The following is a 24,961-nucleotide window of genomic DNA, read 5'->3' as shown; positions in this document are numbered from 1 at the left end:
ATTTTTTTCATTGGTTGATTGCGGCTCCGTGACCTTCTACGGGAGCCGTCCCTGACCTTTTTTGCTGACGTATCTGGTCCGTCATGGCACGACTTATACTGAATTACCGAATTTTCTGGCTGGGCGCGCTTATCAGCCTCAGTCTTTTTATGGCTTACTGGGGCACCCGGATTCAGCTTTCTTATCAGATTGCCCGAATTCTCCCGTTATCCGACCCCATTCAGCAGCATTACGAACAGTTTAAAACCCGGTTCGGGGCCGACGGGGCGCTGATGGTCATCGGCTGGCAGGACGAGCGCTGGTTTGATCTGCCGCTGTACCAGGACTGGTACGACATGACCCGGCAGGTCGAACGGCTGAGCGGGGTGAAACAGGTGCTGTCCACGGCCCAGCTCTTCACCCTGCGCCGCGACAGCACGGCCTGGTGCGTGGCGCCGCTCGTGACGCAGCGCCCCACGACCCAGGCGCAGGCAGACAGCATCCGGCAGCAGGTGCTCTCGCTCCCCTTTTACCGGGGTCTGCTGGTCAACCCCGACACCAAAGCGACCCTGATGGCGGTTACGTTCGACGAGAAAAAACTGAACTCCCGCGACCGCATCGCGCTCGTGGATTCGATCCGGACCTACGGCCAGCGGTTCAGCCAGCGGCATCAGCTGGCCCTGCATTATTCGGGACTGCCTTCCATCCGCACGGAAGTGATGAAAAAAGTGTCGGGCGAAATGACGCTGTTTCTGGCGCTGGCGGCGGCGGTCACCGGGCTGCTGGTCTGGGGCCTTTTCCGGTCGTGGCGCGTGGTGGCCCTCTCGCTGGTGGTCGTCGGCATGGGCGTTTGCGTCAGCATCGGCACGCTGTCGCTGCTGGGTTACGAAATTACGCTTCTAACGGGCCTGCTGCCGCCGCTGCTGCTGGTGGTGGGCGTGCCGAACTGCGTCTTTCTGGTCAATCGCTACCGGCAGGAACTGGCCCTGCACGGCGAGCAGCGGCGGGCGCTGGATACGACCATCCGGGAGGTGGGCCTGTCGGCGCTGCTGGCCAACGTCACCACGGCCATTGGGTTCGGTGTGTTTTATTTTACCAACAGCCGCCTGCTGATGGAGTTCGGGCTGGTTGCGGCCATCTGCGTGCTGGCGGTTTATGTCATCTGCCTGCTGCTGGTGCCGATTTTCCTGAGTTACCTGCCGGTGCCCCGCCTGGGTTCGCAAACGCCGGAAGCCGCCGGGCGCTGGAGCCGGGTGCTGGCCGCTATCGACGGCTGGGTTCATACCCGTCGCCGGTTGATCTACGGCATTATCTCGGTCATTACGGTGGTGAGCGCCCTCGGCCTGCTGCGGATTCAGGTGGAGGGCTATGTGGTCGACGATTTACCCAAGAACGACCCGGTGTACACCGACCTGCGGTTCATCGAGCAGCATTTCAAAGGCGCGCTGCCGTTCGAGATTATGATTGATACGGGCCAGCCCAACGGCGTCACCGCCCAGGGAGGCCGGATGTTTTACACCGTCCGGGCCCTCGAACGGGTCATGGACGATTACCCGGAATTTTCGCAGGCCCGCTCGCTGGTGGACGCCGTTCGGTTTGCCTACCAGATGTACCGGGGCGGCGAAGCCCGGTACTATGTGCTGCCGCCTTTGCTGGAGTTTCAGAAGCTGGCGGGGACGTTTTCCCTGACCGGCAACGGCACGGGTACGCCCGCAATGGCCAAGGCCTTTATCGATAAAGACCGGCGCATCGCGCGGGTGAGCTACCAGATGGCCGACATCGGCTCCCGGCGGATGCAGTCCCTGATGGCGCACCTGAAACCCCGGCTGGATTCGCTTTCGGCCCGGTCGGAGTACCAGATTCACCTGACCGGCCACAGTCTTGTGTTTCTGCAAAGCAACTCGTACCTGATGGGCAATCTCTACGAAAGTCTGCTGATGGCCATTGTCCTGATTGCCATTGTGGGCATGTTTCTGTTCCGGTCGGTGCCGATCATTCTGCTTTCGAAACTGCCGTGTCTGATTCCGCTGGTGGTGACAGCGGGGGTGATGGGCTTTACCGGCATTCCGTTCAAGCCTTCGACCATTCTTGTTTTCAGCATTGCGTTCGGCCTTTCGTCGGACGGGACGGTGTATTTCCTAACCAGTTACCGGGCCCATTTGAAACGCGGGCTGGAGCCGTCGGCCGCCATTTCGGGAGCCATTGCCGAAACGGGCCGAAGCCTGATCGATACGGCGCTGATTCTGGCGGGCGGCTTTTCGGTCTTCGCCCTGTCGGGCTTTGGCGGAACGGCGGCGTTGGGTACACTGGTGGCCACGACCGTTCTGATGGCCTGCCTCACCAACCTGATTCTGCTGCCGGCCCTGCTGCTGAGTCTGAAGCGCTACCGGGTCTGACGTTTAATCGAAAAACAAGCCAAGCGTATGAAACCGTTTTTGTTTTTTCTGGCCCTTAGCCTCTTTTTGGCCGGTTGCCAGGAGCAGCGGGAGCCGCAGACCGACCGATGGGAAAAGATGCGGCAACAACCGCCCGGCTACCGGGTTGTACGCATTGAGGGCTGTGAATACCTGCGTTTTGAAACCACGCACAGCTATGGTGTTCTGACGCATAAAGGCAATTGCGACAATCCCATTCACTGTTACCGGGATACGACCCAAAACCGGCCGGTCGTTACCGCAGATGTATTCGCCCCGGTGGATGCTCCCCCGGTGAGCAGTCCTTAGAACTTCTTTTTACTCCGCAAACGGGTTATGACTCATTTACCGCCTTTGATCAGGGATCTGGCCCTGATTCTCGGAGCCGCCGCCCTGACGACCCTGTTGTTCAAGTGGCTTCGGCAGCCCGTGGTGCTGGGTTATATTCTGGCCGGGCTGCTGGTCGGTCCGAACCTGCCCCTGTTTCCGACCATCACGGACCAGGAAACGATCCGGGTCTGGGCCGACATCGGCGTGATTGTGCTGCTGTTCAATCTGGGCCTTGAATTCAGTCTGAAAAAACTGGCCAAGGTCGGCGGGGTCGCCTCGCTGACCGGGCTGGTTGAAATTTCGGGCATGCTGCTGCTGGGCTACCTCAGCGGTCAACTGCTGGGCTGGTCGTTGCTGGACAGTCTTTTTCTGGGCGGCATCGTGGCGATTTCGTCGACGACCATCATCTTCCGGGCGTTTGACGAACTGGGCATCAAAACCCAGCAGTTCGCCAGCCTGGTATTCGGGCTGCTGGTGGTGGAAGACCTGGTCGCTATCCTGCTGCTGGTGCTGCTGTCGACGGTGGCCGTCAGCCACCAGTTTTTCAGCGTCGAAATGGCTACGGCGGTGGTCAAACTGGTGTTTTTTCTGGTAATCTGGTTTGTCGGCGGCATTTTTCTGGTGCCTTCGCTGCTGGGAGCGGTCCGGCGGTTCATGAACGACGAAACGCTGCTGGTGGTGTCGCTGGCCCTGTGTCTGGGCATGGTGCTGCTGGTGACCGGGGCCGGTTTTTCGCCGGCTCTCGGGGCGTTCATGATGGGCTCGATTCTGGCCGAAACGCTTTATGTCGAACGCATTGAGAAGCTTCTGCACCCCATCCGGGACCTTTTCGGGGCCGTGTTTTTTGTGTCGGTGGGCATGCTCATCAACCCGACCATGCTGGTTCAGTACGCAGGACCGATTGCCCTGCTGACGTTCGTCGTCATTGTCGGCAAGGCGTTTTTTGTCACGCTGGGAGCCCTGCTGGCCGGGCAACCGCTGAAAAATTCGCTGCAAACGGGCCTGAGCATGACCCAGATCGGCGAATTTTCGTTCATCATCGCCACGCTGGGACTGACGCTCAAGGTGACGGCTCCTTTTCTGTACCCCATTGCCGTGGCCGTATCGGCCCTAACGTCCTTTACCACGCCCTACCTGATCCGGGCGGCGCTCCCGCTTTATTCCTGGCTGTACGCCCAACTGGGCAAGCGCACGCAGTTTCTGCTCAACCGGTACAGTGCCGACGCCCAGAGCCTGAGCACGACCAGCGCCTGGCGGCAGTTTTTTCGGTCGCTGATTCAGACGATGCTCATCAACGGCGTTTTTTCGGTCGGCATCCTGATGCTGACCTGGCGCGGGCTGCTTCCGTTTCTGCTCCGGACTTATGGGGATGAGGGCTGGGTCAGGCCCGCCGTCGGGTTGCTGGCGCTGGTGGCCCTGATGCCGTTTTTGTGGGCGCTGGTCATCAAGCCCGTCAAGCCCGTTCCCCTTGTGCCGGCTAACTTTCACCCGAACGCGTACCGGGGTCCCCTGCGAGTGCTGTCCATCAGTCGGGTGATGGTGGGGCTGATGCTGCTGGCGGTATACGCGAATCTGTTCTTCTCCCTGACCGCGTTGCTGGAGATTCTGGCGGTGCTGCTGCTACTGTACTGGGGCATCGGCAAACGCCTTCCGATTTTTTACGGCTGGGTGGAGCAGCGTTTTCTGCTGAACCTGCACGCCCGGGAGCGCAACCTGCAGGCGCGGCCCGGCGGCAGTCTCCGTCCGTGGGACGCGCACCTGGCGTACGTGGAGGTGGCTCCGGAATCGCCCGTGGCCGGAAAAACGCTGGCGGAACTGGCCCTGCGCGAGCGCCACGGCATCAACATCGTTTCGATCGAACGGGGGCGGCTCACCAAACTGGTGCCCACCCGGCAGGACCAGCTGCTGCCCGGCGACCGGCTGGCCGTGATTGGCACCGACGAGCAACTGGTGGAGTTCCGGAGCAGTCTGGAAGTCCGGGAGCCGCTGGGGGAACATCCCGACCCGGAGGTATCGCTGAAGCGCTTCCGGGTGGAAGAATCGTTTGAGCTGATCGGGCAAAGCATCCGGCAGTCGGGGCTCCGTGAACGGACGCAGGGTCTGGTCGTCGGCATTGAGCGGCAGGGCAAGCGGTACCTGAATCCCGAATCCGACTGGGTATTCCAGGCGGGAGATCTGGTCTGGCTGGCCGGGAATACGCGGCTGATCCGGCAGTATATTGAAGCGAGTAAACTGGCGGGGTGAGAAGGGAGGAGGACTTCAAGTTCTTTATAAGTGTAATCCTACACCGTCCTAATTTCAGGGAAGCTTACATAGAGAAGTTGAAATAACTTCAGACCAATATAATCAATTCTTAAAACCTCCACTTAACCGTTATGTAGTAAATTTTGTAAACTATTCAGATGGGCAATATTCAATTGAAGAGTGCAATTAAATCTTACGTAGCTTTACCCATACTAAATAAGACGCAAAAACTACAAATAAACCTCGATATAATTTTTTTAATGCTAAAATTACTTTTTACGAAGCCTATATTAAATAGTTCGACTTTCCACAAATTTTAATGAAATTTTTTGTCTTACGCTCATCTTTAGACCAATAGTAATCTCCAGGTTGAACGTAAACAAGGTTGAATATATCAGACCAATCATTTGGTGTAATGGTTAACGTAGTCATTATTGAAAGCTGCCTTAGCCATTCATCAAAAGTTGAAATAAAAAGATCTATTGCCTCCCAATTAATATTGTTTGATCCTACCAACTGAGCAATTATATTTTTAGTTACTTCAAAATGTTTAGCCTTTGCACTTTCGGTTGTCATCGCTCGCCTATAGGCCCCACGTTCAGAAACTTTACTCTGAATATCTAACTTCAAAGCCATAACTTTAGAATTTAGCTCAATACCTACATTAGAATATTCATCTAAATGGGGAAGTAATAACTCTTTGCTTGGCAAAATCTCATTATCAATTATATACTCCAGAGCCTTAAATGCCTCCCACCCATCATTTACACTGTAATCTAAGCCAGATAGCTTTTTTATGTACTCTATAGGCGTTTCAGTTATAACTATGCTACTCCTCTGATTAAATGCAATCACGGCTTCACGATAAAGTTTATAATTATTTATAATATTATAAGTAGAACAAAACTCCTGTGCAGTCACAAACGTGCCAATAAGATGCTTGTTTTGTATTTCAAGCTCCGAAATGTTTCCAGCCGAGAGCCAATACCAAATATTTGTATCACAAACCATGCATTTACTCTTCATATATGCCTAACTATTAATCAATTAATACTACCTTAACAATAATCATAAGCTTTACTCATCGATATATTCCATAATAGTACCTATAGAATAAATATCATGAAAATTATTCACGACTTTCCACCTCCCTTCCTTTGCCGGGTTAACTACTAAGTCGTTAGAATCCACTTTACAGTATAATAGTCTAAACGTTAAACTATATAAGCTTTGTGAATCCGGACTGTATAATATAGATGCATCAATTGTTATATCGACAGTACAAGAGCTAACGTCTTCAACATTAGTAAACGAAAAATCTATTAATTTTTTGCCTTTAAAGCTCTTATTCAAAGCTCCTGCCATCTGTTTCTGTGTTTTATTAAATGGCAAATAAAGGAGTTTTGCCATCTCGCCATAGTTCCCTTCCTTCCAAGCAAATATAAATTCAACTAGAGTTCTTTCAGGCGTATTAAGTTTATAGTCCTCTGGCTTTCCAAAAGAAGGTATGTCTATACCTATTTGTAAAGGTTTACGTTTAAAACTATCCATCGACAAAACTTCTTCTAACGAGTCTTCTAATGACTTCCACTCCTTTATGGCATCATCTACCGTTTTACTCTTTTCAATTTCATATTGTTGTTTTCTAGATTGCTCGCTATATTTTGAAGCTAATAAGTCTCTAACGGCAAATAGAAGTGCCCAACATTTAACAGCAACGTCAATATTAGCATATCCCAGATCCCTTCCGTGCATTATACCGTTCCTGTATGGTAGCGTAATCTTTCCTTTTTGTGTTACACTTCGAGTTTTGTATAAAATTTCTTTCAACATACTCAAGCCTGAATCAGCACCTACAATTGAATCCCAGGCTTTTAAATCAGACTTTTCAGAAAAAAAACCAAAACCTTTCGCTGCATCTGAAACAACCCCGTCTACCATCATAAGGACTACTGGTACACATGCATGGTATCTACCGTTTCTATAATCTTCATACGCTAATTTTATAAGATGCAATCGGTCTTTAAACCATTTTACACTCCAAAGGAACCTCAATCCCGTCTCTATACCTTTTTGATCGTAATAATTAATAAGAAACTCTTCAGCTGTAATAATGTCTTTAGTCCTCGCTACGTCAACTGCTTTTTTTAAAATATTATAATTAAAGTATTCTGCTGCAACCCATCCCCTCGGAACGAATGTTTTATTGAAGGCATCTGGAGCGCTTTTAAGTTCACTAAACTTAGACTTCCACTCCATAACTTTTGCAGCATCTTGTTCATTTTTGACAAGTGCTTCTAACTCCTTTATCTTCTCTTCATATAATTTAAAGGTTGGATTTTGACTTACCTTCATAAAGCATTGTTCTTAGGTTGTTAGTGATTCGTTATAATTTTAGCTTGCTTAAACATCACAATTACCGTAGTAGTATTCACATACTGCTTAAACAATGTTGGGGATTCAAACCGAGTTATAAGCAAGTTAGCGTCTGCCTTCAATTGTGAAACGTTGAATGGAATGGCGACTCCATTCAGAGCCTTGACGGTACAGGCAGCCCTGATAGGTTTAATGGCAAGTTATGACGAATTTCCTACCTGTCCAACGGAACGAAAGCTTGAATAGCTAGAGGTAGTGACTGCAATTCTTTACACCTTCCTAACTAGTCGTGGCGTAAGTACAATGCTAATGTAGAATTATACCCGTCAACTTATTTCCTTGGCTTGCGGTGTACCACTTTTACGGGCGTTGAAGCAGGATGAGAGTTTGGAGAAGCTAAATAATAATTCAACCAAAAACAAAAAAGCACTTAGCGTTATCTGCTAAGTGCTTTTGTCTGTGGGAGTTGAGGGATTCGAACCCCCGACCCTCTGCTTGTAAGGCAGATGCTCTGAACCAGCTGAGCTAAACTCCCTTTTTTCTTACCGCTTCGGCTTTTTCTTCCGTTTTGGTGATGCAAAGGTAGGGCTTTTTTTGACCTCTACGCAAGTCTTTGTCCGAAAAAAGTTTGATTATTTTTTGCAAAAACGGTTAATACGCTCGTTTTGACGGGGTTCTGTCTTGAAAAAAAGTATCGCGGAGCTGAACGGGGAAGAGCGGAGTTTAGCCGAGTAGTACATCCTTCGCTGAACTCCGTTCTGCTCCGCCTGGCTCCGCGATCCAGATCTCTCCTACTCGAAGTTCAGATACAGCGACACGGTATGCGTGTTCAGCCGCCGGACGCTCTGGTTGTACTGGTTGACGTTTACGTTCGGCTGCTCGAAGAGGTTGACCAGACCGTGGGAAAAGCGCAGTTCGGGCGCAAATTTGAAGAATTCAAAAAACTGCTCCAGCCCAACGCCGTATTCCACCGCCACGTCCGTGTTCTTGGTCAGCAGACGGCTGCTGCCGGTCACCTCCCGCCGGCGCACGTTGGTTTCGATACCCAGCGAAATGCCCGCCAGCGCGTACATGCGCGTGTTGTGCCGCCGCTGGGATTTGTATTTCAACAGAATCGGCAATTCCAGCCAGGCGGATTCCCGCGTCTCCTTGCGCGTCGGCGCATTGGCGTACTTGTATTCCAGCGTCCGGCCATACAGCGAAATGGCGGGCGTCATCCGTACGTCCCAATGCTCTGTCATTGCGGCGTTCATGACAAAACCCACCCGGAAACCCGCTTTGGAAGGCGAATACAGCTGATAGGCCGAATCCTGCGTCACATAGGCATCGGAATATTTGACGTTGAAGCGCGTCACGGGCAGGGCAAACAGAAAGCCGTAGTGCACCACCTTATCGTCGTAGCCTTCCTGGTGAACGCGCCGGTAGCGCACCGTCGACTGCGCCTGCACAGTCTCCCCGGCCCACAACGCCAGCAACAGCGCCGTCAGCGCGATTTTTTTCCGATGTAAATAGAGCAAATGCCGAACGTAAGGGGTATCCATCGCGTGTTGGTAAAACCAGCCTGTTCGAAAATCCGCAGAAAATCGGGGCCGTCCGGGAACGCCTGTACCGACTCCGGCAAATACGTGTAGGCCGACGGGTCTTTCGAGATCATCCTCCCGATCAGCGGCAGGATGGTGTTCGAGTAAAAACTGTAAAACTGTTTGAACGGAAACAGGCGGGGCTTCGAAAACTCCAGGACAAGGCACGTTCCGCCGGGACGGGTCACGCGGTGCATATCGGTCAGGCCACGGAGCAGATTTTCGAAGTTCCGCACTCCAAACGAAACGATAACCGCGTCGAAATCATTGTCCGCAAACGGCAACTTTTCGGAATCCCCCGACCGCATTTCGATGATATGGTCCACACCCAGTTTTTTCATCTTCTCACGGCCCACGCTGAGCATTCCTTCCGAGATATCGACACCCACAATCTTCTCCGGATTCAGCTTCAGCGCCTCGATGGCAAAATCGCCCGTTCCGGTGGCAATGTCGAGCAGGCGTTTGGGCGCTTCGGGTTTGAGCAGCCGGATGGCTTTCTTGCGCCAGTAAATGTCCACACCGGCGCTGAGGAGGTGGTTCAGCAGGTCATATTTGGGCGAAATGTTGTCGAACATCTCCGCCACCTGCTCGCGTTTGCTGGTATCTTTATCTTTGTAAGGTACGACGGCCATAGGTCAATGAAGAATGAAAAATGAAGAATGAAGAATGAATTATGGCGGCGAAGTCGTGCCCAAAAGGCTGATTGCCAGCCTTCATTATTCATTATTCATTATTCATTTGATAATTCACGCTGCAAATGTACTCCTGAGTTTTCATAACTTGGCTGTGAACCTTAAAGTTTATGAACCCACTTTTTCCCTTTGCCTTTTTGTTTTTCAGCGTTTTTCCGCCGGATGAGGTCGCCCGGCTGCACCGCCGGATTCTGACACTCGATACGCATGCCGACGCCCCGATCAACCTCCAGAAACCCGGTTTTGACGTCGGCAAACGGGGAACCGTCGCCAAAGACGGCACGCAGATCGACTTCCCGCGCATGAAGGAGGGCGGCATGGACGCCATGTTTTTTGCCGTTTACCTCGCCCAGGGCCCCCGGACGCCCGAAGGCCATGCCAAAGCCAAGTCCGATGCCCTGGCGATTTATGACCGCATTCACCAGTCTCTCAAAAAATACCCGCAGCTGGCCGAACTCGCCCTCACCCCTGCCGACGCCTACCGGCTCGAAAAAAGGGGCAAACGGGCCGTGTTTATCGGCATGGAAAACGGCTACCCGGTCGGGGAAGACCTCTCGCTGCTGAAAACGTACTACGACCTCGGCTGCCGTTACATCACGCTCTCGCATTTTGCCAATAACGCCATCTGCGACTCGGCGACGGACCCCGACGGGCCGCTGCACAACGGGCTGAGCGCATTTGGCCGCAACGTGGTCGCCGAAATGAACCGGCTGGGCATCCTCATCGACGTGTCGCACGTGTCGGACAAAACGTTCTACGACGTGCTGGCCCTCTCGAAAGCGCCCGTCATTGCCTCGCATTCCAACGCCCGAGCCCTCTGCGATTTCCCGCGCAACATGACCGACGACATGATTCGGGCGCTGGCCGCCAACGGCGGGGTGATTCAGGTCAATTTTGTGAGCGATTACCTGCGCAAACCGTCCGACGAGCACCGCCGCGCCCTTACGCAGGTCCGGATGGCGAGCGTGGGCCGGGTGATGACGCCGCAACTGGAAGCCCGGCAGCAGGCCCAGACCGACTCCATCAAGCGGGTTTACCAGCACGAACGGGCCAGCGTCGCGGACATTGTGGCCCACATCGACCACATTGTCAAACTGGCGGGCATCGACCATGTCGGCATCGGCAGTGATTTCGACGGCGGTGGTGGGGTCGATGGGCTGGAAGATGTTTCGGAAATCGAAAACCTCACGCGGGCGCTGGTGAAACGGGGCTATTCGGAGCAGGATATTGCCAAAATCTGGGGCGGAAATCTGCTCCGGGTGCTGGGACAGGCGAAAAAGTAAGTCGTCTGGCGAAGCGTCTGCCAGACAACCAATAGAACTCCGGCCTTTCCGTCTTTTACCATCATCACGCATCTTTTCCATGAACCGCTCCGACTTTCTGAAAACATCTGCGCTGGCGGGGGCCGCCGTGGTGGGCCGTCCCCTGATTACCTTTGCGCAAAAATCGACTTTTCGTACGGCGCTCATCGGCTCGGGCTGGTGGGGCATGAATATCCTGCGCTGCGCCATGCAGGCGGGCGAATCCAAAGTGGTGGCCCTCTGCGATGTCGACGGGCGGCAACTCACCAAAACCGCCGAAGAGGTCGGCAAGCTCAGCAGCGACCGACCCAAGCTCTACCGCGATTACCGCGAACTGCTCAGCCGCGAGAAACCCGAAATTGTGATCGTCGCTACGCCGGACCACTGGCACCCGCTGATTGCCATCGAGGCCATGCGGCAGGGCGCCCACGTGTACGTGGAGAAGCCCATCGGTCATACCGTCAACGAAGGGCGGGCGATGGTCAAAACGGCGCGGGATACGGGCCGGGTCTGTCAGGTCGGCACGCACCGGCGCGTTTCGCCGCACAACGTTTCGGGCATGGAGTTCCTGAAATCCGGCAAAGCGGGCAAAATCGGCATGGTGCGGGCCTTCGTGCATTACGCAGGCGGACCGGGCCAGCGTGTTCCGGACGAAGAAGTTCCGAAAGAACTGGACTGGAATTTTTACTGCGGCCCGGCCCCGCTGGTGCCCTACAACCGGACCATTCACCCGCGCGGCTTCCGGAATTACCTCAATTTTGCCAACGGCACGCTGGGCGACTGGGGCATTCACTGGCTGGACCAGATTCTCTGGTGGACGGAAGAAAAATACCCCAAAAAAGTCTTCTCGACCGGCGGGCGAGCCATCAAACAGGACAATACCGACGCCCCGGACCACCAGGTGGCGGCCTTCGAGTTCGAAGATTTTACGGCCGTCTGGGAGCACCGTCAGTTTGCGGGTAATAATGCCGAAAAAACGCATCCCCGGCAGGCGGTCGGCGCGTACTTCTACGGCACCGAAGGGACGTTCCACATGGGCTGGCTCGACGGATGGACCTTCTACCCCGCCGACGCCAATAAACCGGTCATTCACCAGGATGCGAAGCTCGACAAGCCCGACGACCAGAACATTGCCCTGCTCTGGACGGATTTTCTGGACGCGATCAAAAGCAAGCGCCGCCCCGTCTGCGACATCGAAATCGGGCACCGCTCCACCAACGCCGCCCTGCTGGGCATGCTTTCCTACAAACTGGGCCGCAGCATCGCGTGGGACGGCGAGAAAGAGCAGATTCTGAACGACCCGGAAGCCAGCAAACTGCTCAGCCGCGACTACCGGGGCGAATGGCAGTATCCGGTATAGTCAACATAGTCGTAAGTCATAAGTGGTAAGTCGTAAGTGATCCGCCGCTTACGACTTACCGACTTACGACTGTGCAGACTTGCGACTACTTCTAAAACAGCCTGCCCCTTTCCGGAGTTGTATGAGGGCAAGTTTGTTTACCCATGCCCAACCACCTGCCAGAAACTCCCGGCCCTCTTGACCGCGCGGCTTTGCGATATCTTGCGCGCGTTTTCGAGACCGACCACCCCTCCGATGAGCCGTTTGTGCTCACCAATTCGGAGCGGCGGCTGGTTCGATTGGGCGAATTCGGCACGATGCTGCTGTCGGCCGCGCTGGGTTGCCTGACCGTGCTCGCGTTCTTTCTTCCGCACCGGTTCTGGCCCCTTTTGTTTACGAAAACGCATCTGGGCTACTGGGACTGGCCGTTTATCAGTTTTCTCTTTGCCTTTCTGCTGCTCTATCTGAACGTATACACGCTGACGGCGGTGCACGGCATGGCCATCAAGTTCATTTCGCTGGTCTGCCAGTTTCCCCGCTACCACGACCCCGACTACAACAAGCACCTGAACACGGTCGGGGCGGTTTCGCTGCGGAAAGGACTGCGGGCGCACCTGCTCAATCCGCCGCCGGTCATTCCACAAACGGTTCCCTGGCATCTCTGGGGCGCTACGCTTAAAGCCCTTGCGACGGCCTTTCTGGCTTCGCTCCTGCTGCGCTGGCAGCCCGATGATCTGCCGCCGGTGGGGCTGATCTGGCCCTCGGCGCTGGCGTTTGCCGCCTGGGACGGCTGGACTTCCCACAAAATTCTGCACGATGCCCGCATCCGGATTCTGGCCCCGCTCACGATTCGGCAGTTTGTGAACGAACTGGCGGAAGAATACGGCCGGACGCCCGAGTTTCGCGAGTGGGTTCCCATCGTGCTCCAGCATACCTGCGTCGGCAAAGCCAACGACAGTTATCCGCATCTGGTGCTGTACCACCTGCTCGCCGGCCGGTTCGGGCCTTTACCGGACGCGGCCGAGGCACCGCAGCTCCCGCTGACCGACTGCCCCGGTTCCATCCAGCCCGGACTGGAACGGCTGCTGATTTTTTCGGTGATTATTGACGGTCGCCTGGGTATTTCGGAAACGGCAACCCTCAACCGCCTGCGCAGCGCGGGCTGGCTGAAAACGCCCCTGGAGGAAGTCCGGACGCAGCTCAGCCACTTCCGCGCCGGTCAGGGCCTCTGGGTCTGATTTTGCCCGACGGCGGGGCGGTAGATTGCTTCTTTTCGGGTCTTTTTCAGACACGATGAAAAGACTGAACCTGCTTTTTCTTTTTCTGATTCTTTCCCTGAAGACAGTGGCCCAGCAGCCCGTTCCGCTGATTCTGGACACCGATATTGGTCCGGATTACGACGATGTAGGCGCTATGGCCGTGCTGCACGCGCTGGCCGACCGGGGCGAAGTGCGACCGCTGGCGGTGATTTCCTGCAACAAACACGAACTGGTGGTGCCGACCATCGACGTGCTCAACACCTGGTTTGGCCGCCCGAACCTACCGACCGGAGCGCCCAAAGGGCCGGGCGTAACCGACGGAGCGTGGCAGAAATGGCCCGAAATGCTGGTCGCCAAATACCCGCACCGCATCCGGTCCACGGCTGAGGCACCCGACGCCGTGGCAACCTACCGCCAGATTCTGGCCCGCCAGCCCGACCGCAGCGTTACCATCGTCACCATCGGTTTTCTGACCAATCTGGCGGATCTGCTGGAATCTAAACCAGATCAGTTTTCGAAATTAACGGGCCGTCAGCTGGTCGAAAAAAAGGTGAAACACCTCGTTTCGATGGCAGGGCTGTTTCCCAAAGGACGGGAATTCAACGTGTATAAAGATTCGTTAGCGGCCGAACGGGCGTTCAATCAATGGCCGACGCCCGTCATTCTGAGTGGATTTGAGATTGGCCGGGAAGTGAAAACGGGGCCGCGACTGCTGGCCGATGCAACCCTGCAAAGCCCGGTGAAAGACGTTTTTGCCCTGTGCATGCCCAAGGCCAAAGAAGACCGAAACGGCCGGATGAGCTGGGACCAGACCGCCGTGCTCGTGGCGATCCGGGGAGCGGCCCCTTACTACACGCTTCGCCGGGGCCGCATGACCGTCAACGGCGGAACCAACGGCTGGCAGGACGATCCCGGCGGACCGCACGCCTACCTGGTGGAAGCCATGCCCGTTGCGCAGGTAACCGAAGTGATTGAGAAACTGATGATGCACCCAAAAACCGCAAAGGCAAAATAGGCGGTTAGGTTTCCGAGTTTACCGCCTCACTGCGTTTTATTTCCACTTTTTCGATTTTCTTGTCGTCCGCGGAAATCACTTTAAACCTGAACGGTTCGAGGCTTACCTCCTCACCCGCTTCAGGAACGCGGGTAAACAGTTCCAGCAGCAGACCGGCCAGGGATTCGCTTTCGCCTTTCACTTCGTCAAAAAAGTCGGCGTCCACGTTCAGGAGACGGCAGATATCGACCAGCGGCGTACGGCCTTCGATGACGAGCGTCTGTTCGTCAACGCGCTGGTAAGGCACTTCGCCCTCCTCGTCGAACTCGTCGTTGATGTCGCCGAAAATCTCTTCGATGATGTCTTCCATCGTGACCAGTCCGCGGGTACCGCCGTACTCATCGACTACCACCGCCAGGTGCACCCGGCGTTTCTGAAAATCCTGCAGCAGATCGTCGATTTTCTTGGTTTCGGGGACAAAATAAACCGGACGGATGAGCGTCTGCCAGCGAAACGACTCTTCCCGGTGCAGGTACGGCAGGAGGTCTTTGATGTAAAGCATCCCTTCAATCTGGTCGATCGACTCGCGGTAAACCGGCATCCGGGAATAACCCGATTCGTTGATCTGGCCGAGCAGTTCGGCAAACGTCAGGTCTTCCGCCACGGCGACGATATCGACCCGTGAGCGCATCACCTGCCGGACGCTCAGGTTGCTGAAATTAACGATGCCCTTGAGCAGTTCCCGTTCCTCGTGCGTGGACGAGCTGCTCGTCAGTTCCACGGCCTGGCTCAGTTCCTCCATCGACACCTTGTAGCCGCGCTTCTGGATGCGCTGGTCCACCACGTTGCTCAGATTTACCAGCAACGCCGACCACGGCCGGAACAGCAGCATCGCCAGCGACGCCAGCGGGGCAATCCGCTTGGCCACGGCGAGGCTATTCTGACTGGCGTACACTTTGGGAATAATTTCTCCGAACAACACGATCGCGAGCGTCACCACCACCGTCACCCCGGCCAGCGTCCAGCCCGAAATGGGCTGAAACTGGTTCAGTTGCCAGACCAGGTAGGTCACAATGACTACGGTGGTCAGGTTCAGCAGGTTGTTGAAAATAACGAGCGAGGCCAGCAGGCGGCGGGGCCGGTCCAGGAGCTGTACCACCCGCTGCTCGGCCCGGTTCTCGCTGACGCGGCAGGTCGTCCGGTCTTCGGGGGAAAGCGTGAAAAAAGCCGCTTCCGCGGCCGATGCCAGGGCGGCCAGAAACAGCACCACCAGCAGCACGACGGCATACGGCGCATAAAAACTAAAATAGGTACTCCAGACATCCGTCAGGAGTACCTTACGTAAGAGCGGGTCACTCTCCATGAATAACGTTATTGGTGAAACGGAGCCGGTCGGTCATTAGAACGGCAGATCGTCGTCGCCGGAATTAGTGAATTCCTGCGCAACCGGCTGCTGCTGGCGGGGCTGCTGGGCCGGGCGCTGGGCCTGCTGAGGCTGCGCCTGCGGGGCCGGAGCGGCCTGCTGACGGGGAGCGGCCTGTTGCTGCGGGGCGCCGTAGGACTCGCCGCCCTCCTGCCCGTCCGGACGACCGCCCAGAAACTGGAACGTGGTGGCCCGTACGTTGAGCGAGAACCGCTCCTTGCCTTCCTTGTCGGTGAACGTCTCCGTCCGCAGGCGGCCTTCCACGTAAAGCTGGCTGCCCTTGCGGACATACTGTTCCACAATCTTGGCCTGTTCGTTCCAGACCTCCACGCGAAACCATTCGGTCGATTCGACCGTCTCGCCGGTCCGTGACTTATATCGTTCGTTGGTTGCTACACTAAAACGAGCCACGACCGCCCCTCCGTCGAGGTAGCGTACTTCGGGATCGTTGCCTACATTACCAATGATGATTACCTTGTTTAAGCTTGCCATAAAAGCCTCAAATTTGACGATGAAAAGATAGGGACTAAACAGATAAAAATAACTAAAAAAGCTGACTTTTGCAATAGTCTGCTATTAACATAGGCTTCGGTAAACGCTCAATTTCAGCCGGTTCGAAGAATTTTGCCTCTTCCGGCAGCGCCAGTTCCACTCCGGCCGGAATCGTGACCCGCCAGAATTTCGCCCGGATGCGCTGGTGCGACAGAAGCTGCGTCCGCTCCTCGGCCTCCCCGCTGAAGAAGCCTTTCCTCAGTATATCCTTTGACGTATCGTGGTCCATTAAGTAACGGAAAGCCTCTACCGGTTCATCGGTTTCAATCAGCGGAAAATCATAGAGTTGATGCCAGACATCCCGTTTCCGGCGCTCTTTGAGGGCAATTCGGCCCTGCTGTTCGATCACCAGATAATTAAAAAAGCGTTCGCGGACGGGTGCTTTTTTGCTTTTTACCGGCAACAGCTGCTGACGCCCGGTCTGGAAGGCCACGCACCGCTGCTGAAACGGGCACAGCAGGCAGTCGGGCGCGACGGGCGTACACTGGATCGCCCCGAATTCCATCAGCGCCTGGTTGAAACTGGCCGGATCATCGGTGGTCTGGATGAGCTGGTTGGCCAGCGTGGAGAAGGTCTTTTTGGCGCCGGTCGTGGTAATATCCTCGGTAATGCCAAAGATTCGGGCGAGCACGCGGTATACGTTTCCGTCCACCACGGCCACTTTTTCGCCGAAGGCAAAAGACGCGATGGCGGCCGCCGTGTAGGTGCCGATGCCCTTCAGGCGAAGCAGGCCGTCGTAGGTTTGCGGGAACCGGCCGCCAAACTGTTCGGTAACCAGTTTCGCGGTTTGGTGCAAATTTCGGGCCCGGGAATAATAGCCGAGTCCCTGCCAGAGCCGAAGCAATTCGCGTTCGTCGGCGGCGGCCATTTCCTGTACGGTCGGGTAGGTTTCCAGAAAACGGCGGTAATACGGAAGACCCTGCGCCACGCGGGTCTGCTGCAGGATAACCTCTGATAACCAGATGGGATACGGGTCGCGGGTGTGCCGCCAAGGAAGGTCGCGCCGGTGGTAGTTATACCAGGTGATCAATGTATCCGAGAAAGGCGGAACCGTTTCCTTAGAGTCTGATTGCCAATTCAAAATATTTCGTAATGTGGTGTCGTTGAGAAGAAAAAACAAAATTTTGTGTTTCAACTTCAACGAGAATGCTCTACCTTTGTACTCCCAATTTTTGAGGAGCTAAAATCCCAACAACTAATTGAACCTTAAAGTTTAGTACGAACGTGACGAAAGCAGACGTAATCGCAGAAATTGCCGAGAAGACAGGGATCGACAAGGCAGATGTTCAGCACACTATCGAGACGTTCTTCACCGTGATTAAAAACAACCTGGCGAAGGACGAGAACATCTACGTGAGAGGGTTCGGTAGTTTCATTAACAAGAAGCGCGCGAAGAAAGTAGCCCGTAACATCTCCAAAAATACGGCGATGGTGATTGATGAGCACTACATCCCGAGCTTCAAACCCGCCAAAGTTTTTGTTGAGCAGGTGAAGTCGTCGGTCAAGCGCGACGAGAAGGTATCCGCTTAAGTTAAACCTGATAAAAGAGAACAGACAGTAGATTGAAGGCCCGGCGGATGTCCCGTTTGTCTTTTCTCTTGTTTCTCTTCTCTTTTATCTTCCAGCAAAGATGAACAAATCCATTCTTCTGGTTGTAGGTACGGCAGCCCTGCTGACGGTCGGACTTTTCAGTCTGCCCAAAGGCGTCGTGAGCAGTCAGGAGCGAAAGCTGAACAGCGGTCAGCAGCAGACGCAGACACAGGCCAGCATGCCGGACTCGGCGGCCAGCCTGCCGGCCAGCGCCGGAATGCACCAGCAGCCTCTGAACGCCGAACAGCAGAAAGAACTCGAAGGCGTGAAAGCACGTTACGCCGCCGCCGGGGCCGGGCAGAAGCCGAAGGTCGGTCTGGAGTTGATGGAAGCGTATCGGAAAGTAAGCCGCTACGACAGCGCCGCCCGGGTCGCTGAAGAACTGGCAACGCTCGACCCGACGGAGGCATCCCTTCTGCGGGCCGGCGATCAGTATTACGAAGCGTATGGTTTTGCGGCGGACGCCCAGAAATCAGCGGCTTTGGGGCAGAAAACGCGGGACCTTTACCAAAAGGCCCTCGACAAAAACCCGAACCTGCTGGCAGCCAAGGCCAACATGGCCATGACCTACGTAACGACCGAAACGCCCATGCAGGGTATTTCGCTGCTCCGTCAGGTGCTGGAGCAGGACCCGACCAACGAACTGGCCCTGTTTAATATGGGGCTGCTTTCGATGCGGTCGAACCAGTGGAGTCGCGCAGCCGAACGCTTCCGGGCGATTCTGGCCTCGCACCCCGAAAACACCAAAGCTCAGTTTTACCTGGCCATCAGCCTGAGCGAACTGGGCAAAAAAGAGGAAGCGAAACAGTTGCTTGCGCAGGTGAAGGAACGGGAGAAAGACCCGGCCATCCAGCAGGCCATTCGCGAACTTGAAAAGGAATTGTAACGTACCCACGGTCGGACCGTGGGTACAAAAGTCTAACCATTAAACTTTTTTAAACATGCCTTGCGGAAAAAAACGTAAACGCCACAAGATTGCTACCCACAAGCGGAAAAAGCGGCTGAGAAAGAATCGCCACAAGAAAAAATAAACAGTCGGTACGCTAACCCCAGCGTTACCGACTTGATGCCGGCCAATCGGAAACCATGCGCTTGTGCGACAGGTGGCAAACCTGCCCGGCAGCGTTCCGATTGCCCGGCTTTTGTTTATTTTCCGGCATTTTAACCGCACATTCATCTTGTGAGTAACGAATTAGTCATTAGTTCGACTCAGAAAGGTGATCGGATAGCACTTTTGCAGGACAAAAGACTGCTGGAGTATCACGTTGAAGAGTCTGACAGCAGCTTCACCGTTGGCGATATCTACTTAGGAACTGTTAAGAAATTAGTGACGGGCCTCAATGCGGCGTTTGTAGACATCGGCTACGAAAAAGACGCCTTCCTGCATTACCTGGATTTGGGGCCGAACATCAATTCACTCAACAAATTCACGAAAGACGTCATCGCCAAACGGGCCAATACCGGTCGGCTGAACGGTTTCAAACTGGAACCGGAAATTGAAAAACACGGCAAGATTGACAAGGTATTGAGTAAGAATGCACCGATTCTGGTGCAGGTAGTGAAAGAACCCATCTCCACCAAAGGCCCGCGCCTTTCCTGCGATATTTCGATTGCAGGGCGGTTTCTGGTCCTGGTGCCGTTTGCCAGTTCGGTCAATATTTCGAAGAAAATTACCGACAAAGCCGAACGGACCCGCCTGCTGCGCCTGATGTCGTCCATCAAGCCGCAGAATTTTGGCGTCATCGTCCGGACGGTGGCCCAGGGCAAAAGCGTCGAGGAACTCGACCGTGACCTGACCAACTCGCTGGACAAATGGGAAGCCGGTATGAAGGTGCTGCGGGAGGCAAAACCCCGCGACCGTATTATCGGGGAGATGAACCGGGCTTCGTCCATTTTGCGCGATATGCTCAACGAGTCGTTCGACAGCATCGTTGTCGACACGCGCGAGATGTACGATGAAATCAAGAACTATATCCACGAAATTGCCCCCGAGAAAGAAAAAATCCTCAAGCTCCACCAGGGGAAAATGAAGGTTTTTGAAGCACTCGGGCTCGAAAAACAAATCAAATCGCTGTTCGGCCGTTCGGTCTCTCTGCCGGGAGGCGGCTACCTGATCGTCGAACATACCGAAGCCCTGCACGTCATCGACGTCAACAGTGGCAACAAGTCCAATTCCGAGGAAGACCAGGAGGCCACCGCCCTGAGCGTCAACAAGGAAGCGGCCAAAGAAATTGCCCGCCAGCTCCGGCTGCGCGATATGGGCGGCATCATCGTCGTGGATTTCATCGACATGAAAAAGCCCGAAAACAAAAAGCTGATCTTCGACGTGATGCGGGACGAAATGAAGTCCGATCGCTCGAAGTTCACGATTCTGCCCCTGACCAAATTCGGTCTGATGCAGATCACGCGGCAGCGGGTACGTCCGGAAATGAACGTGGCGACCCGGGAAACCTGCCCGACCTGCGGCGGCAGCGGAACCATCCAGGCCAGCATCCTCATTACGGATGTGCTGGAAAGCAATCTGGAGTACCTGCTGACCAAGCAAAATGAACGCGGTGTGCAGATTATGGTGCACCCGTTTCTGTACGCCTACTACACCAAGGGATTCCCTTCCCGACGGATGCAGTGGTATTTTAAATACAAAGCGTGGGTTACGCTGGTGCAGGACAGTTCGCTCGGCATCAACGAGTTCAAGTTCTACCACAAGAACGGCGAGGAAATCGAGATTACGACGGTCTGATTCCGGAATCCATGTCAACAAAAGGTTGTCCGCAAGGGCAGCCTTTTGTTGTTTTGTAACTTTCCGAACCCATTTGGGTTTAATTGCAAATAGCCGCTTATGCCTGACACCCCTTCCTCGCCCTGGTTTATCCGTCATCTGCCCTTAGTCATTTCCGGCCTGCTTCTTTCTTCCATCACGCTGGCCTACGCACTGTCTCCGGATTTTCGCGACTTTCTCAAAGAAGCCTATACCATTCTGACCAGCGACGACGAAGCCCGGATTTCGGCCTGGGTCAACCGGTTTGGCTGGCGGGGGCCCCTCCTGCTGATTGCGGCCATGATCGTGCAGATTTTTATGCTGGTGATTCCTTCGTGGATTCTGATGGTGGTTTCGGTGCTGGCCTACGGGCCGTTCTGGGGCACGCTGCTTTCGCTCACCTCCACGATGGCGGCTGCGGCGGTGGCCTACGGGGCAGGAAAGTACATTGGCGACGTGGCGGTGGAGAGCCTCATCGGACAAAAGAACCTGCGGAAAGCCGAGGAGTGGGTAAAGCAGTATGGTTTCTGGGCCGTTGTCCTGGCCCGGATTTCGCCGGTCGTTTCGGGCGACGCGGTCAGTCTGGTGAGCGGCGTGACCGAAATGCCCTTTGGCCGCTTTATCGGCGCAACGCTGGCGGGCGCGGCCCCGATGGCGGTGGCGATCGGCTTTTTTGGCGACAACACCAGCCAGCTGAAAGAAGGGTTCTGGTGGATTTCGAGCGTCAGCGCGGCGATTTTTGTGGGGTATCTGCTGACGCGAAAGAAAAAAGAACCGGCGGCCTGAAGACGTTTCCGTCGGTCCGCCGGTTAGAGCCTGAGACGGGCCGAAGCCCGCTCGTACGGGATTATTTCAGAATCGGTTCGAGCGCCTCCCGGTTTTCCTGCAGCCAGGCGTGGATGTCGGTCACAATTTCCCGAATGCCCAGTTCCGGTTTCCAGCCCGTCAGTCCTGTCACTTTCGAGTTGTCGGTGATGTACAGGCGGATGTCGGCGGCCCGGTTTTCGGTGACCTGCTTGATGGGAATGGTTTTGCCCGTCACTTCCTGACAGATCTGGGTCAGTTCCTGCAGGGAGGCGCTGCTCTGGGTGCCGCCGCCCGCGTTGAGGATTTCGCCGTTCACCGCGTCGATGTTGTGGAGTTCCCAGTCGATGAGCCGGTAGAGGTCGGCGATGTGCAGCATGTCGCGGGTCTGCTTGCCCGTACCGCCGTACCCGATGTACGCCAGCTGCTGCTCAAAGAAGTGCTTGGCAATCCAGAGCACCATCACGCCCTGGTCCACCTTGCCCATCTGCCACGGACCCGTGATGACGCCGCAGCGGTTGATGACCGTTTTGAGGCCGTAAAATTCGTTGTATTCCTGAATAATCAGTTCGGAAGCGAGTTTGGTCGTGCCGTACAGCGACCGGGCGCCGTCGAGCGGGAAGTTTTCGGCAATGCCACTGGACGAAACGCCCGGCACCGGCTGGTTGTCGCTCAGCACGAAACGCGTGTCGCTTTCCTCAAAATTCAGCGTTTCAATGGTCTTGATGGGATACACCCGGCTCGTCGAGAGGAAGATGACGTTCGCCTTTGATTTGAGGGCGAAGTTCAGGCAGTTGACCGTCCCGAAGAGGTTGGTGTTGATCAGGTAGTCCGGGGTTCCATCCAGTCCGGCCAGTACAGAGGGCTCGGCGGACGCTTCGATGATGGTATCCACGGGCGGAATAGCGTCGAAATCCTCCTTGCTCCGGATGTCCCCGTGCACAAACTGGATGCCGGCCCGGGTGAGCCGCGACACGTTGAGTTCGGAGCCTTTGCGCTTGAGGTTGTCGAGGACGTAAATTTCGTACTGTGGATAGGCTGCCTTGAGCGAAAGTGCCAGCGACGAGCCTACAAAACCGGCCCCGCCGGTGATGAGGAGTTTCATGAATGTAGAAGTTGCAATGTGGCAATCAGACTAAGGTGCAAAGAAACAAAGCGGCAGAGTGACAAAGAAACAAAGCTTATCGTATGATCAAACTCTTTGTTTCCCTGCCACTCTGCCGCGTGACTTCTTCCGTTTAACTGTTGATGCGCTTCAGCTTGACGTTTTCCACCGGCCGGATCACCAGCGGGACTTTTTCGATCTTCACCGAACTGCTGTCGAGGCCAAACCAGCGGTCTTCCGGGGTGGTGTAGCCTTTGATGAAGAAGTACAAATCCATCACAATCCGTTCGTTGAAGGGCAGATCGTTTTCGTAGGAAAGGAACTTCTCCAGCACAACGAACCGGAAATCCCCAATCACGTTCTGGCGGTGCAGCGACGCGTACCGGCTCGTGATATCCACCTCCTTGTTTTTCACCATGTCTTCGATCACCTTCCGGAAGAACAGGTTAATGCGCTGTTCGACCCGGAAACCGAGCCGGAAAGTGACCTTGTACACGTCGTCCGTCGCAATCGTATTGACTTTATACTCCATCGTGTACGGATCGTCCGTGGTATCGACGTGGACGAACCAGTAGATGTCGGCCCGTTTGGGTCGTTTCTGGAAAATGGAGTAAATAATCTTGGATTCAATTTCGGAAGCCCGGGCCGCGTTGCTCATAAATACGAGGTGCGTGGCGTACTTCGGAATGCTGATGTCGCGGCTCAGTTCCTTGAAGGGCTGAATGTACTGGTCGATCTTGACGTACTCCGTCAGCCGAAGCTTGATCTTGCTGGCGCTCAGCCAGATAATCATTACCCCGGCCATAATGCCCGCAATCAGCACCGACACCCAGCCTCCGTCTACAAACTTCGCGAGGTTGGCTACCAGGAAGCTGCTTTCGATGAAGAGATAGAGGACGAGGAACAACAGTACCCCCCACGCGTTGAACTTGTGCGTGTACATGTAGTAACTGAACAGAATCGTACTCATCATCATCGTGAGCGTAATGGCCAGCCCGTAGGCGTGTTCCATTCGCGAAGACTCCCGGAAGTACAGCACGACGCCCACACAACCCATAAACAGCATCCAGTTGATACTCGGGACATACAACTGCCCTTTCTTGTTGCTGGGATACACCAGCCGGACTTTCGGCCAGAAATTGAGCCGGATGGCCTCACTGATGAGCGTAAACGCGCCGGTGATCATGGCCTGGCTGGCAATTACCGTCGCCGCCGTAGCAATCAGAATACCCGCGAAAAGGAACCATTCCGGCATTAACCCGTAGAACGGATTGCGGTCGCCGAGCGTCTGTCCGGCCAGTCCTTCGACAAAGGCGCCCTGCCCGAAATAATTGAGCAGAAGGCAGGTTTTCACGTACACCCAGCTTACCCGAATGTTGCCCCGGCCGCAGTGCCCCATGTCCGAGTACAACGCCTCGGCCCCCGTGGTCGAAAGGAAGATCGACCCCAGCAGCCAGAAGGCCCCCGGAAAATCGCGGAGGAAGTGGAAAGCGTAATACGGGTTGATCGCCTGAAGAATAGAGGGATCGTCCAGTACATGCAGCAGACCCAGCGTTCCGAGCATGGTGAACCAGATCAGCATGATCGGTCCAAAAGCCGTACCGACGACGCTGGTACCAAACGTCTGGATCAGGAACAGAAAGGCCAGAATACCGATGACGATAGGCACGGTCGGAATGTCCGGATAAATAATCCTGAGCCCTTCGACCGCCGACGAGACCGAGATGGGGGGCGTTATGATACTGTCGGCCAGTAGCGAACTCCCCCCAATTATCGCCGGTATCGTCAGCCAGCGGGCATGACGCCGTACCAGGGCGTAAAGCGCAAAGATGCCCCCCTCACCCCGGTTGTCGGCGCGCAGAATCAGGATGACATATTTGATGGTGGTTTGGAACGTGACGGTCCAGAAAATGCAGGAGAGCGCCCCCCTGACGATGTCCATTTGAATGGGAATGTCCGAGCCAACCACAGCCCGGAGCACGTAAAGCGGCGAGGTTCCAATGTCGCCATAGATGATACCAAGAGCCACCAGCAAACCTGCGGGGGTGGCTTTGTCCATCAGCCGTTTATCTTCCATAAAGAATGTGCCTAGTGAGCAGGCACGGCTTCGTAAAGTGCGGCAAAGATAAACAGTTAATAGTTATGAGTTGTGAATTATGAATTATGAATGCGGAATAATTGAACGACCCGGCAAGAGGAGACAGGGCCTGAATGGCTGGAA

The 24,961-nt window shown here is 54.9% G+C and carries 20 protein-coding genes and 1 tRNA gene; 11 read left to right on the top strand and 10 right to left on the bottom strand.

The window, feature by feature from the left end; all coding sequences use genetic code 11:
• Nucleotides 1-83 precede the first annotated feature (83 nt).
• From ORG26_RS15970 to ORG26_RS15960, 3 genes are read left to right on the top strand one after another with little or no spacing between them, the layout of a single operon-like run.
• Nucleotides 84-2,375, top strand: a complete 2,292-nt coding sequence (locus tag ORG26_RS15970; protein WP_266363484.1) for an efflux RND transporter permease subunit — start codon at nucleotides 84-86, stop codon at nucleotides 2,373-2,375.
• 27 nt (nucleotides 2,376-2,402) lie between these two features.
• Entirely contained in the window at nucleotides 2,403-2,702 is a 300-nt protein-coding gene (locus ORG26_RS15965; RefSeq protein ID WP_266363482.1) for a hypothetical protein, read from the top strand.
• Between the two features lie 27 nt (nucleotides 2,703-2,729).
• Entirely contained in the window at nucleotides 2,730-4,967 is a 2,238-nt protein-coding gene (locus ORG26_RS15960; RefSeq protein WP_266363480.1) for a cation:proton antiporter, read from the top strand.
• Between the two features lie 285 nt (nucleotides 4,968-5,252).
• Here the strand turns inward: ORG26_RS15960 and ORG26_RS15955 are convergent, their stop codons facing one another.
• From ORG26_RS15955 to ubiE, 5 genes are all read right to left on the bottom strand, one after another.
• Nucleotides 5,253-5,978, bottom strand: coding sequence for a hypothetical protein (locus ORG26_RS15955; RefSeq protein WP_266363478.1), 726 nt, complete (start codon nucleotides 5,976-5,978; stop codon nucleotides 5,253-5,255).
• Between the two features lie 66 nt (nucleotides 5,979-6,044).
• Nucleotides 6,045-7,322 carry a hypothetical protein gene (locus ORG26_RS15950; protein ID WP_266363476.1) on the bottom strand — a complete coding sequence of 426 codons (1,278 nt, stop codon included), beginning with the start codon at nucleotides 7,320-7,322 and terminating at the stop codon, nucleotides 6,045-6,047.
• Nucleotides 7,323-7,803: 481 nt separating this feature from the next.
• Nucleotides 7,804-7,878 (bottom strand) — tRNA-Val (locus ORG26_RS15945).
• Between the two features lie 256 nt (nucleotides 7,879-8,134).
• Nucleotides 8,135-8,860: a type IX secretion/gliding motility protein PorT/SprT gene (porT, locus tag ORG26_RS15940; RefSeq protein WP_266363474.1), complete on the bottom strand. Its 726-nt coding sequence runs from the start codon at nucleotides 8,858-8,860 to the stop codon at nucleotides 8,135-8,137.
• The gene (gene ubiE, locus ORG26_RS15935) at nucleotides 8,827-9,555 is read right to left on the bottom strand and encodes a bifunctional demethylmenaquinone methyltransferase/2-methoxy-6-polyprenyl-1,4-benzoquinol methylase UbiE (RefSeq protein ID WP_266363472.1); all 729 of its coding nucleotides are present in this window, start codon (nucleotides 9,553-9,555) and stop codon (nucleotides 8,827-8,829) included. Before ubiE ends, porT begins: the two co-directional genes overlap by 34 nt.
• Before the next feature lie 170 nt (nucleotides 9,556-9,725).
• Between ubiE and ORG26_RS15930 the strand changes: the two genes are divergently transcribed.
• The 4 genes from ORG26_RS15930 (at nucleotide 9,726) to ORG26_RS15915 (ending at nucleotide 14,529) form a co-directional block, all read left to right on the top strand.
• Nucleotides 9,726-10,898, top strand: coding sequence for a dipeptidase (locus ORG26_RS15930; RefSeq protein WP_266363470.1), 1,173 nt, complete (start codon nucleotides 9,726-9,728; stop codon nucleotides 10,896-10,898).
• A 79-nt stretch (nucleotides 10,899-10,977) separates the two neighbouring features.
• A complete protein-coding gene (locus ORG26_RS15925; protein WP_266363468.1) occupies nucleotides 10,978-12,276 on the top strand; it encodes a Gfo/Idh/MocA family protein in 1,299 nt (432 codons plus the stop codon).
• 191 nt (nucleotides 12,277-12,467) lie between these two features.
• A complete protein-coding gene (locus tag ORG26_RS15920) occupies nucleotides 12,468-13,493 on the top strand; it encodes an LBF_2804 family protein (RefSeq protein ID WP_266363466.1) in 1,026 nt (341 codons plus the stop codon).
• A gap of 55 nt (nucleotides 13,494-13,548) precedes the next feature.
• Entirely contained in the window at nucleotides 13,549-14,529 is a 981-nt protein-coding gene (locus tag ORG26_RS15915) for a nucleoside hydrolase (RefSeq protein WP_266363464.1), read from the top strand.
• Nucleotides 14,530-14,533: 4 nt separating this feature from the next.
• Here the strand turns inward: ORG26_RS15915 and gldE are convergent, their stop codons facing one another.
• The 3 genes from gldE to mutY are packed head-to-tail and all read right to left on the bottom strand — an operon-like array spanning nucleotide 14,534 to nucleotide 17,513.
• On the bottom strand, nucleotides 14,534-15,871 hold the full coding sequence (gene gldE, locus ORG26_RS15910; protein WP_266363462.1) for a gliding motility-associated protein GldE: 1,338 nt from the start codon (nucleotides 15,869-15,871) through the stop codon (nucleotides 14,534-14,536).
• A 36-nt stretch (nucleotides 15,872-15,907) separates the two neighbouring features.
• The gene (locus ORG26_RS15905; RefSeq protein ID WP_266363460.1) at nucleotides 15,908-16,423 is read right to left on the bottom strand and encodes a single-stranded DNA-binding protein; all 516 of its coding nucleotides are present in this window, start codon (nucleotides 16,421-16,423) and stop codon (nucleotides 15,908-15,910) included.
• A 52-nt stretch (nucleotides 16,424-16,475) separates the two neighbouring features.
• Nucleotides 16,476-17,513, bottom strand: coding sequence for an A/G-specific adenine glycosylase (gene mutY, locus ORG26_RS15900; protein ID WP_266363458.1), 1,038 nt, complete (start codon nucleotides 17,511-17,513; stop codon nucleotides 16,476-16,478).
• Between the two features lie 194 nt (nucleotides 17,514-17,707).
• Between mutY and ORG26_RS15895 the strand changes: the two genes are divergently transcribed.
• The 4 genes from ORG26_RS15895 to ORG26_RS15880 all read left to right on the top strand — a co-directional run bounded on the left by ORG26_RS15895 (nucleotide 17,708) and on the right by ORG26_RS15880 (nucleotide 21,617).
• The gene (locus ORG26_RS15895) at nucleotides 17,708-18,013 is read left to right on the top strand and encodes an HU family DNA-binding protein (RefSeq protein WP_266363456.1); all 306 of its coding nucleotides are present in this window, start codon (nucleotides 17,708-17,710) and stop codon (nucleotides 18,011-18,013) included.
• Between the two features lie 100 nt (nucleotides 18,014-18,113).
• Nucleotides 18,114-18,959 (top strand): tetratricopeptide repeat protein, encoded by an 846-nt coding sequence (locus ORG26_RS15890; RefSeq protein WP_266363455.1) that lies wholly within the window; start codon nucleotides 18,114-18,116, stop codon nucleotides 18,957-18,959.
• Between the two features lie 294 nt (nucleotides 18,960-19,253).
• Nucleotides 19,254-20,813, top strand: coding sequence for an Rne/Rng family ribonuclease (locus ORG26_RS15885; RefSeq protein WP_266363453.1), 1,560 nt, complete (start codon nucleotides 19,254-19,256; stop codon nucleotides 20,811-20,813).
• A 99-nt stretch (nucleotides 20,814-20,912) separates the two neighbouring features.
• The gene (locus tag ORG26_RS15880) at nucleotides 20,913-21,617 is read left to right on the top strand and encodes a TVP38/TMEM64 family protein (protein WP_266363451.1); all 705 of its coding nucleotides are present in this window, start codon (nucleotides 20,913-20,915) and stop codon (nucleotides 21,615-21,617) included.
• Nucleotides 21,618-21,678: 61 nt separating this feature from the next.
• Here ORG26_RS15880 and ORG26_RS15875 read toward each other — a convergent pair whose 3' ends face one another.
• A complete protein-coding gene (locus ORG26_RS15875; protein ID WP_266363447.1) occupies nucleotides 21,679-22,740 on the bottom strand; it encodes an NAD-dependent epimerase/dehydratase family protein in 1,062 nt (353 codons plus the stop codon).
• Nucleotides 22,741-22,873: 133 nt separating this feature from the next.
• Nucleotides 22,874-24,817 (bottom strand): KUP/HAK/KT family potassium transporter, encoded by a 1,944-nt coding sequence (locus ORG26_RS15870; protein ID WP_266363445.1) that lies wholly within the window; start codon nucleotides 24,815-24,817, stop codon nucleotides 22,874-22,876.
• Nucleotides 24,818-24,961 lie beyond the last annotated feature (144 nt).

The organism is Tellurirhabdus rosea (genome assembly GCF_026278345.1).
Lineage (GTDB): Bacteria > Bacteroidota > Bacteroidia > Cytophagales > Spirosomataceae > Tellurirhabdus > Tellurirhabdus rosea.
The sequence above is the reverse complement of the archived record's forward strand: the minus strand, read 5'-3'. Positions and strand labels throughout refer to the sequence as shown.

What these genes read in the sequence shown, in the direction of transcription:
- ORG26_RS15925 (WP_266363468.1), top strand. Translation starts at nt 10,978, where the DNA reads ATGAACCGCTCCGACTTTCTGAAAACATCTGCGCTGGCGGGGGCCGCC.
- ORG26_RS15950 (WP_266363476.1), bottom strand. Translation starts at nt 7,322, where the DNA reads ATGAAGGTAAGTCAAAATCCAACCTTTAAATTATATGAAGAGAAGATA.
- ORG26_RS15880 (WP_266363451.1), top strand. Translation starts at nt 20,913, where the DNA reads ATGCCTGACACCCCTTCCTCGCCCTGGTTTATCCGTCATCTGCCCTTA.
- ORG26_RS15965 (WP_266363482.1), top strand. Translation starts at nt 2,403, where the DNA reads ATGAAACCGTTTTTGTTTTTTCTGGCCCTTAGCCTCTTTTTGGCCGGT.
- ORG26_RS15955 (WP_266363478.1), bottom strand. Translation starts at nt 5,978, where the DNA reads ATGGTTTGTGATACAAATATTTGGTATTGGCTCTCGGCTGGAAACATT.
- ORG26_RS15930 (WP_266363470.1), top strand. Translation starts at nt 9,726, where the DNA reads ATGAACCCACTTTTTCCCTTTGCCTTTTTGTTTTTCAGCGTTTTTCCG.
- ORG26_RS15870 (WP_266363445.1), bottom strand. Translation starts at nt 24,817, where the DNA reads ATGGAAGATAAACGGCTGATGGACAAAGCCACCCCCGCAGGTTTGCTG.
- ORG26_RS15960 (WP_266363480.1), top strand. Translation starts at nt 2,730, where the DNA reads ATGACTCATTTACCGCCTTTGATCAGGGATCTGGCCCTGATTCTCGGA.
- ORG26_RS15905 (WP_266363460.1), bottom strand. Translation starts at nt 16,423, where the DNA reads ATGGCAAGCTTAAACAAGGTAATCATCATTGGTAATGTAGGCAACGAT.
- ORG26_RS15875 (WP_266363447.1), bottom strand. Translation starts at nt 22,740, where the DNA reads ATGAAACTCCTCATCACCGGCGGGGCCGGTTTTGTAGGCTCGTCGCTG.
- ORG26_RS15890 (WP_266363455.1), top strand. Translation starts at nt 18,114, where the DNA reads ATGAACAAATCCATTCTTCTGGTTGTAGGTACGGCAGCCCTGCTGACG.
- ubiE (WP_266363472.1), bottom strand. Translation starts at nt 9,555, where the DNA reads ATGGCCGTCGTACCTTACAAAGATAAAGATACCAGCAAACGCGAGCAG.
- ORG26_RS15915 (WP_266363464.1), top strand. Translation starts at nt 13,549, where the DNA reads ATGAAAAGACTGAACCTGCTTTTTCTTTTTCTGATTCTTTCCCTGAAG.
- ORG26_RS15970 (WP_266363484.1), top strand. Translation starts at nt 84, where the DNA reads ATGGCACGACTTATACTGAATTACCGAATTTTCTGGCTGGGCGCGCTT.
- gldE (WP_266363462.1), bottom strand. Translation starts at nt 15,871, where the DNA reads ATGGAGAGTGACCCGCTCTTACGTAAGGTACTCCTGACGGATGTCTGG.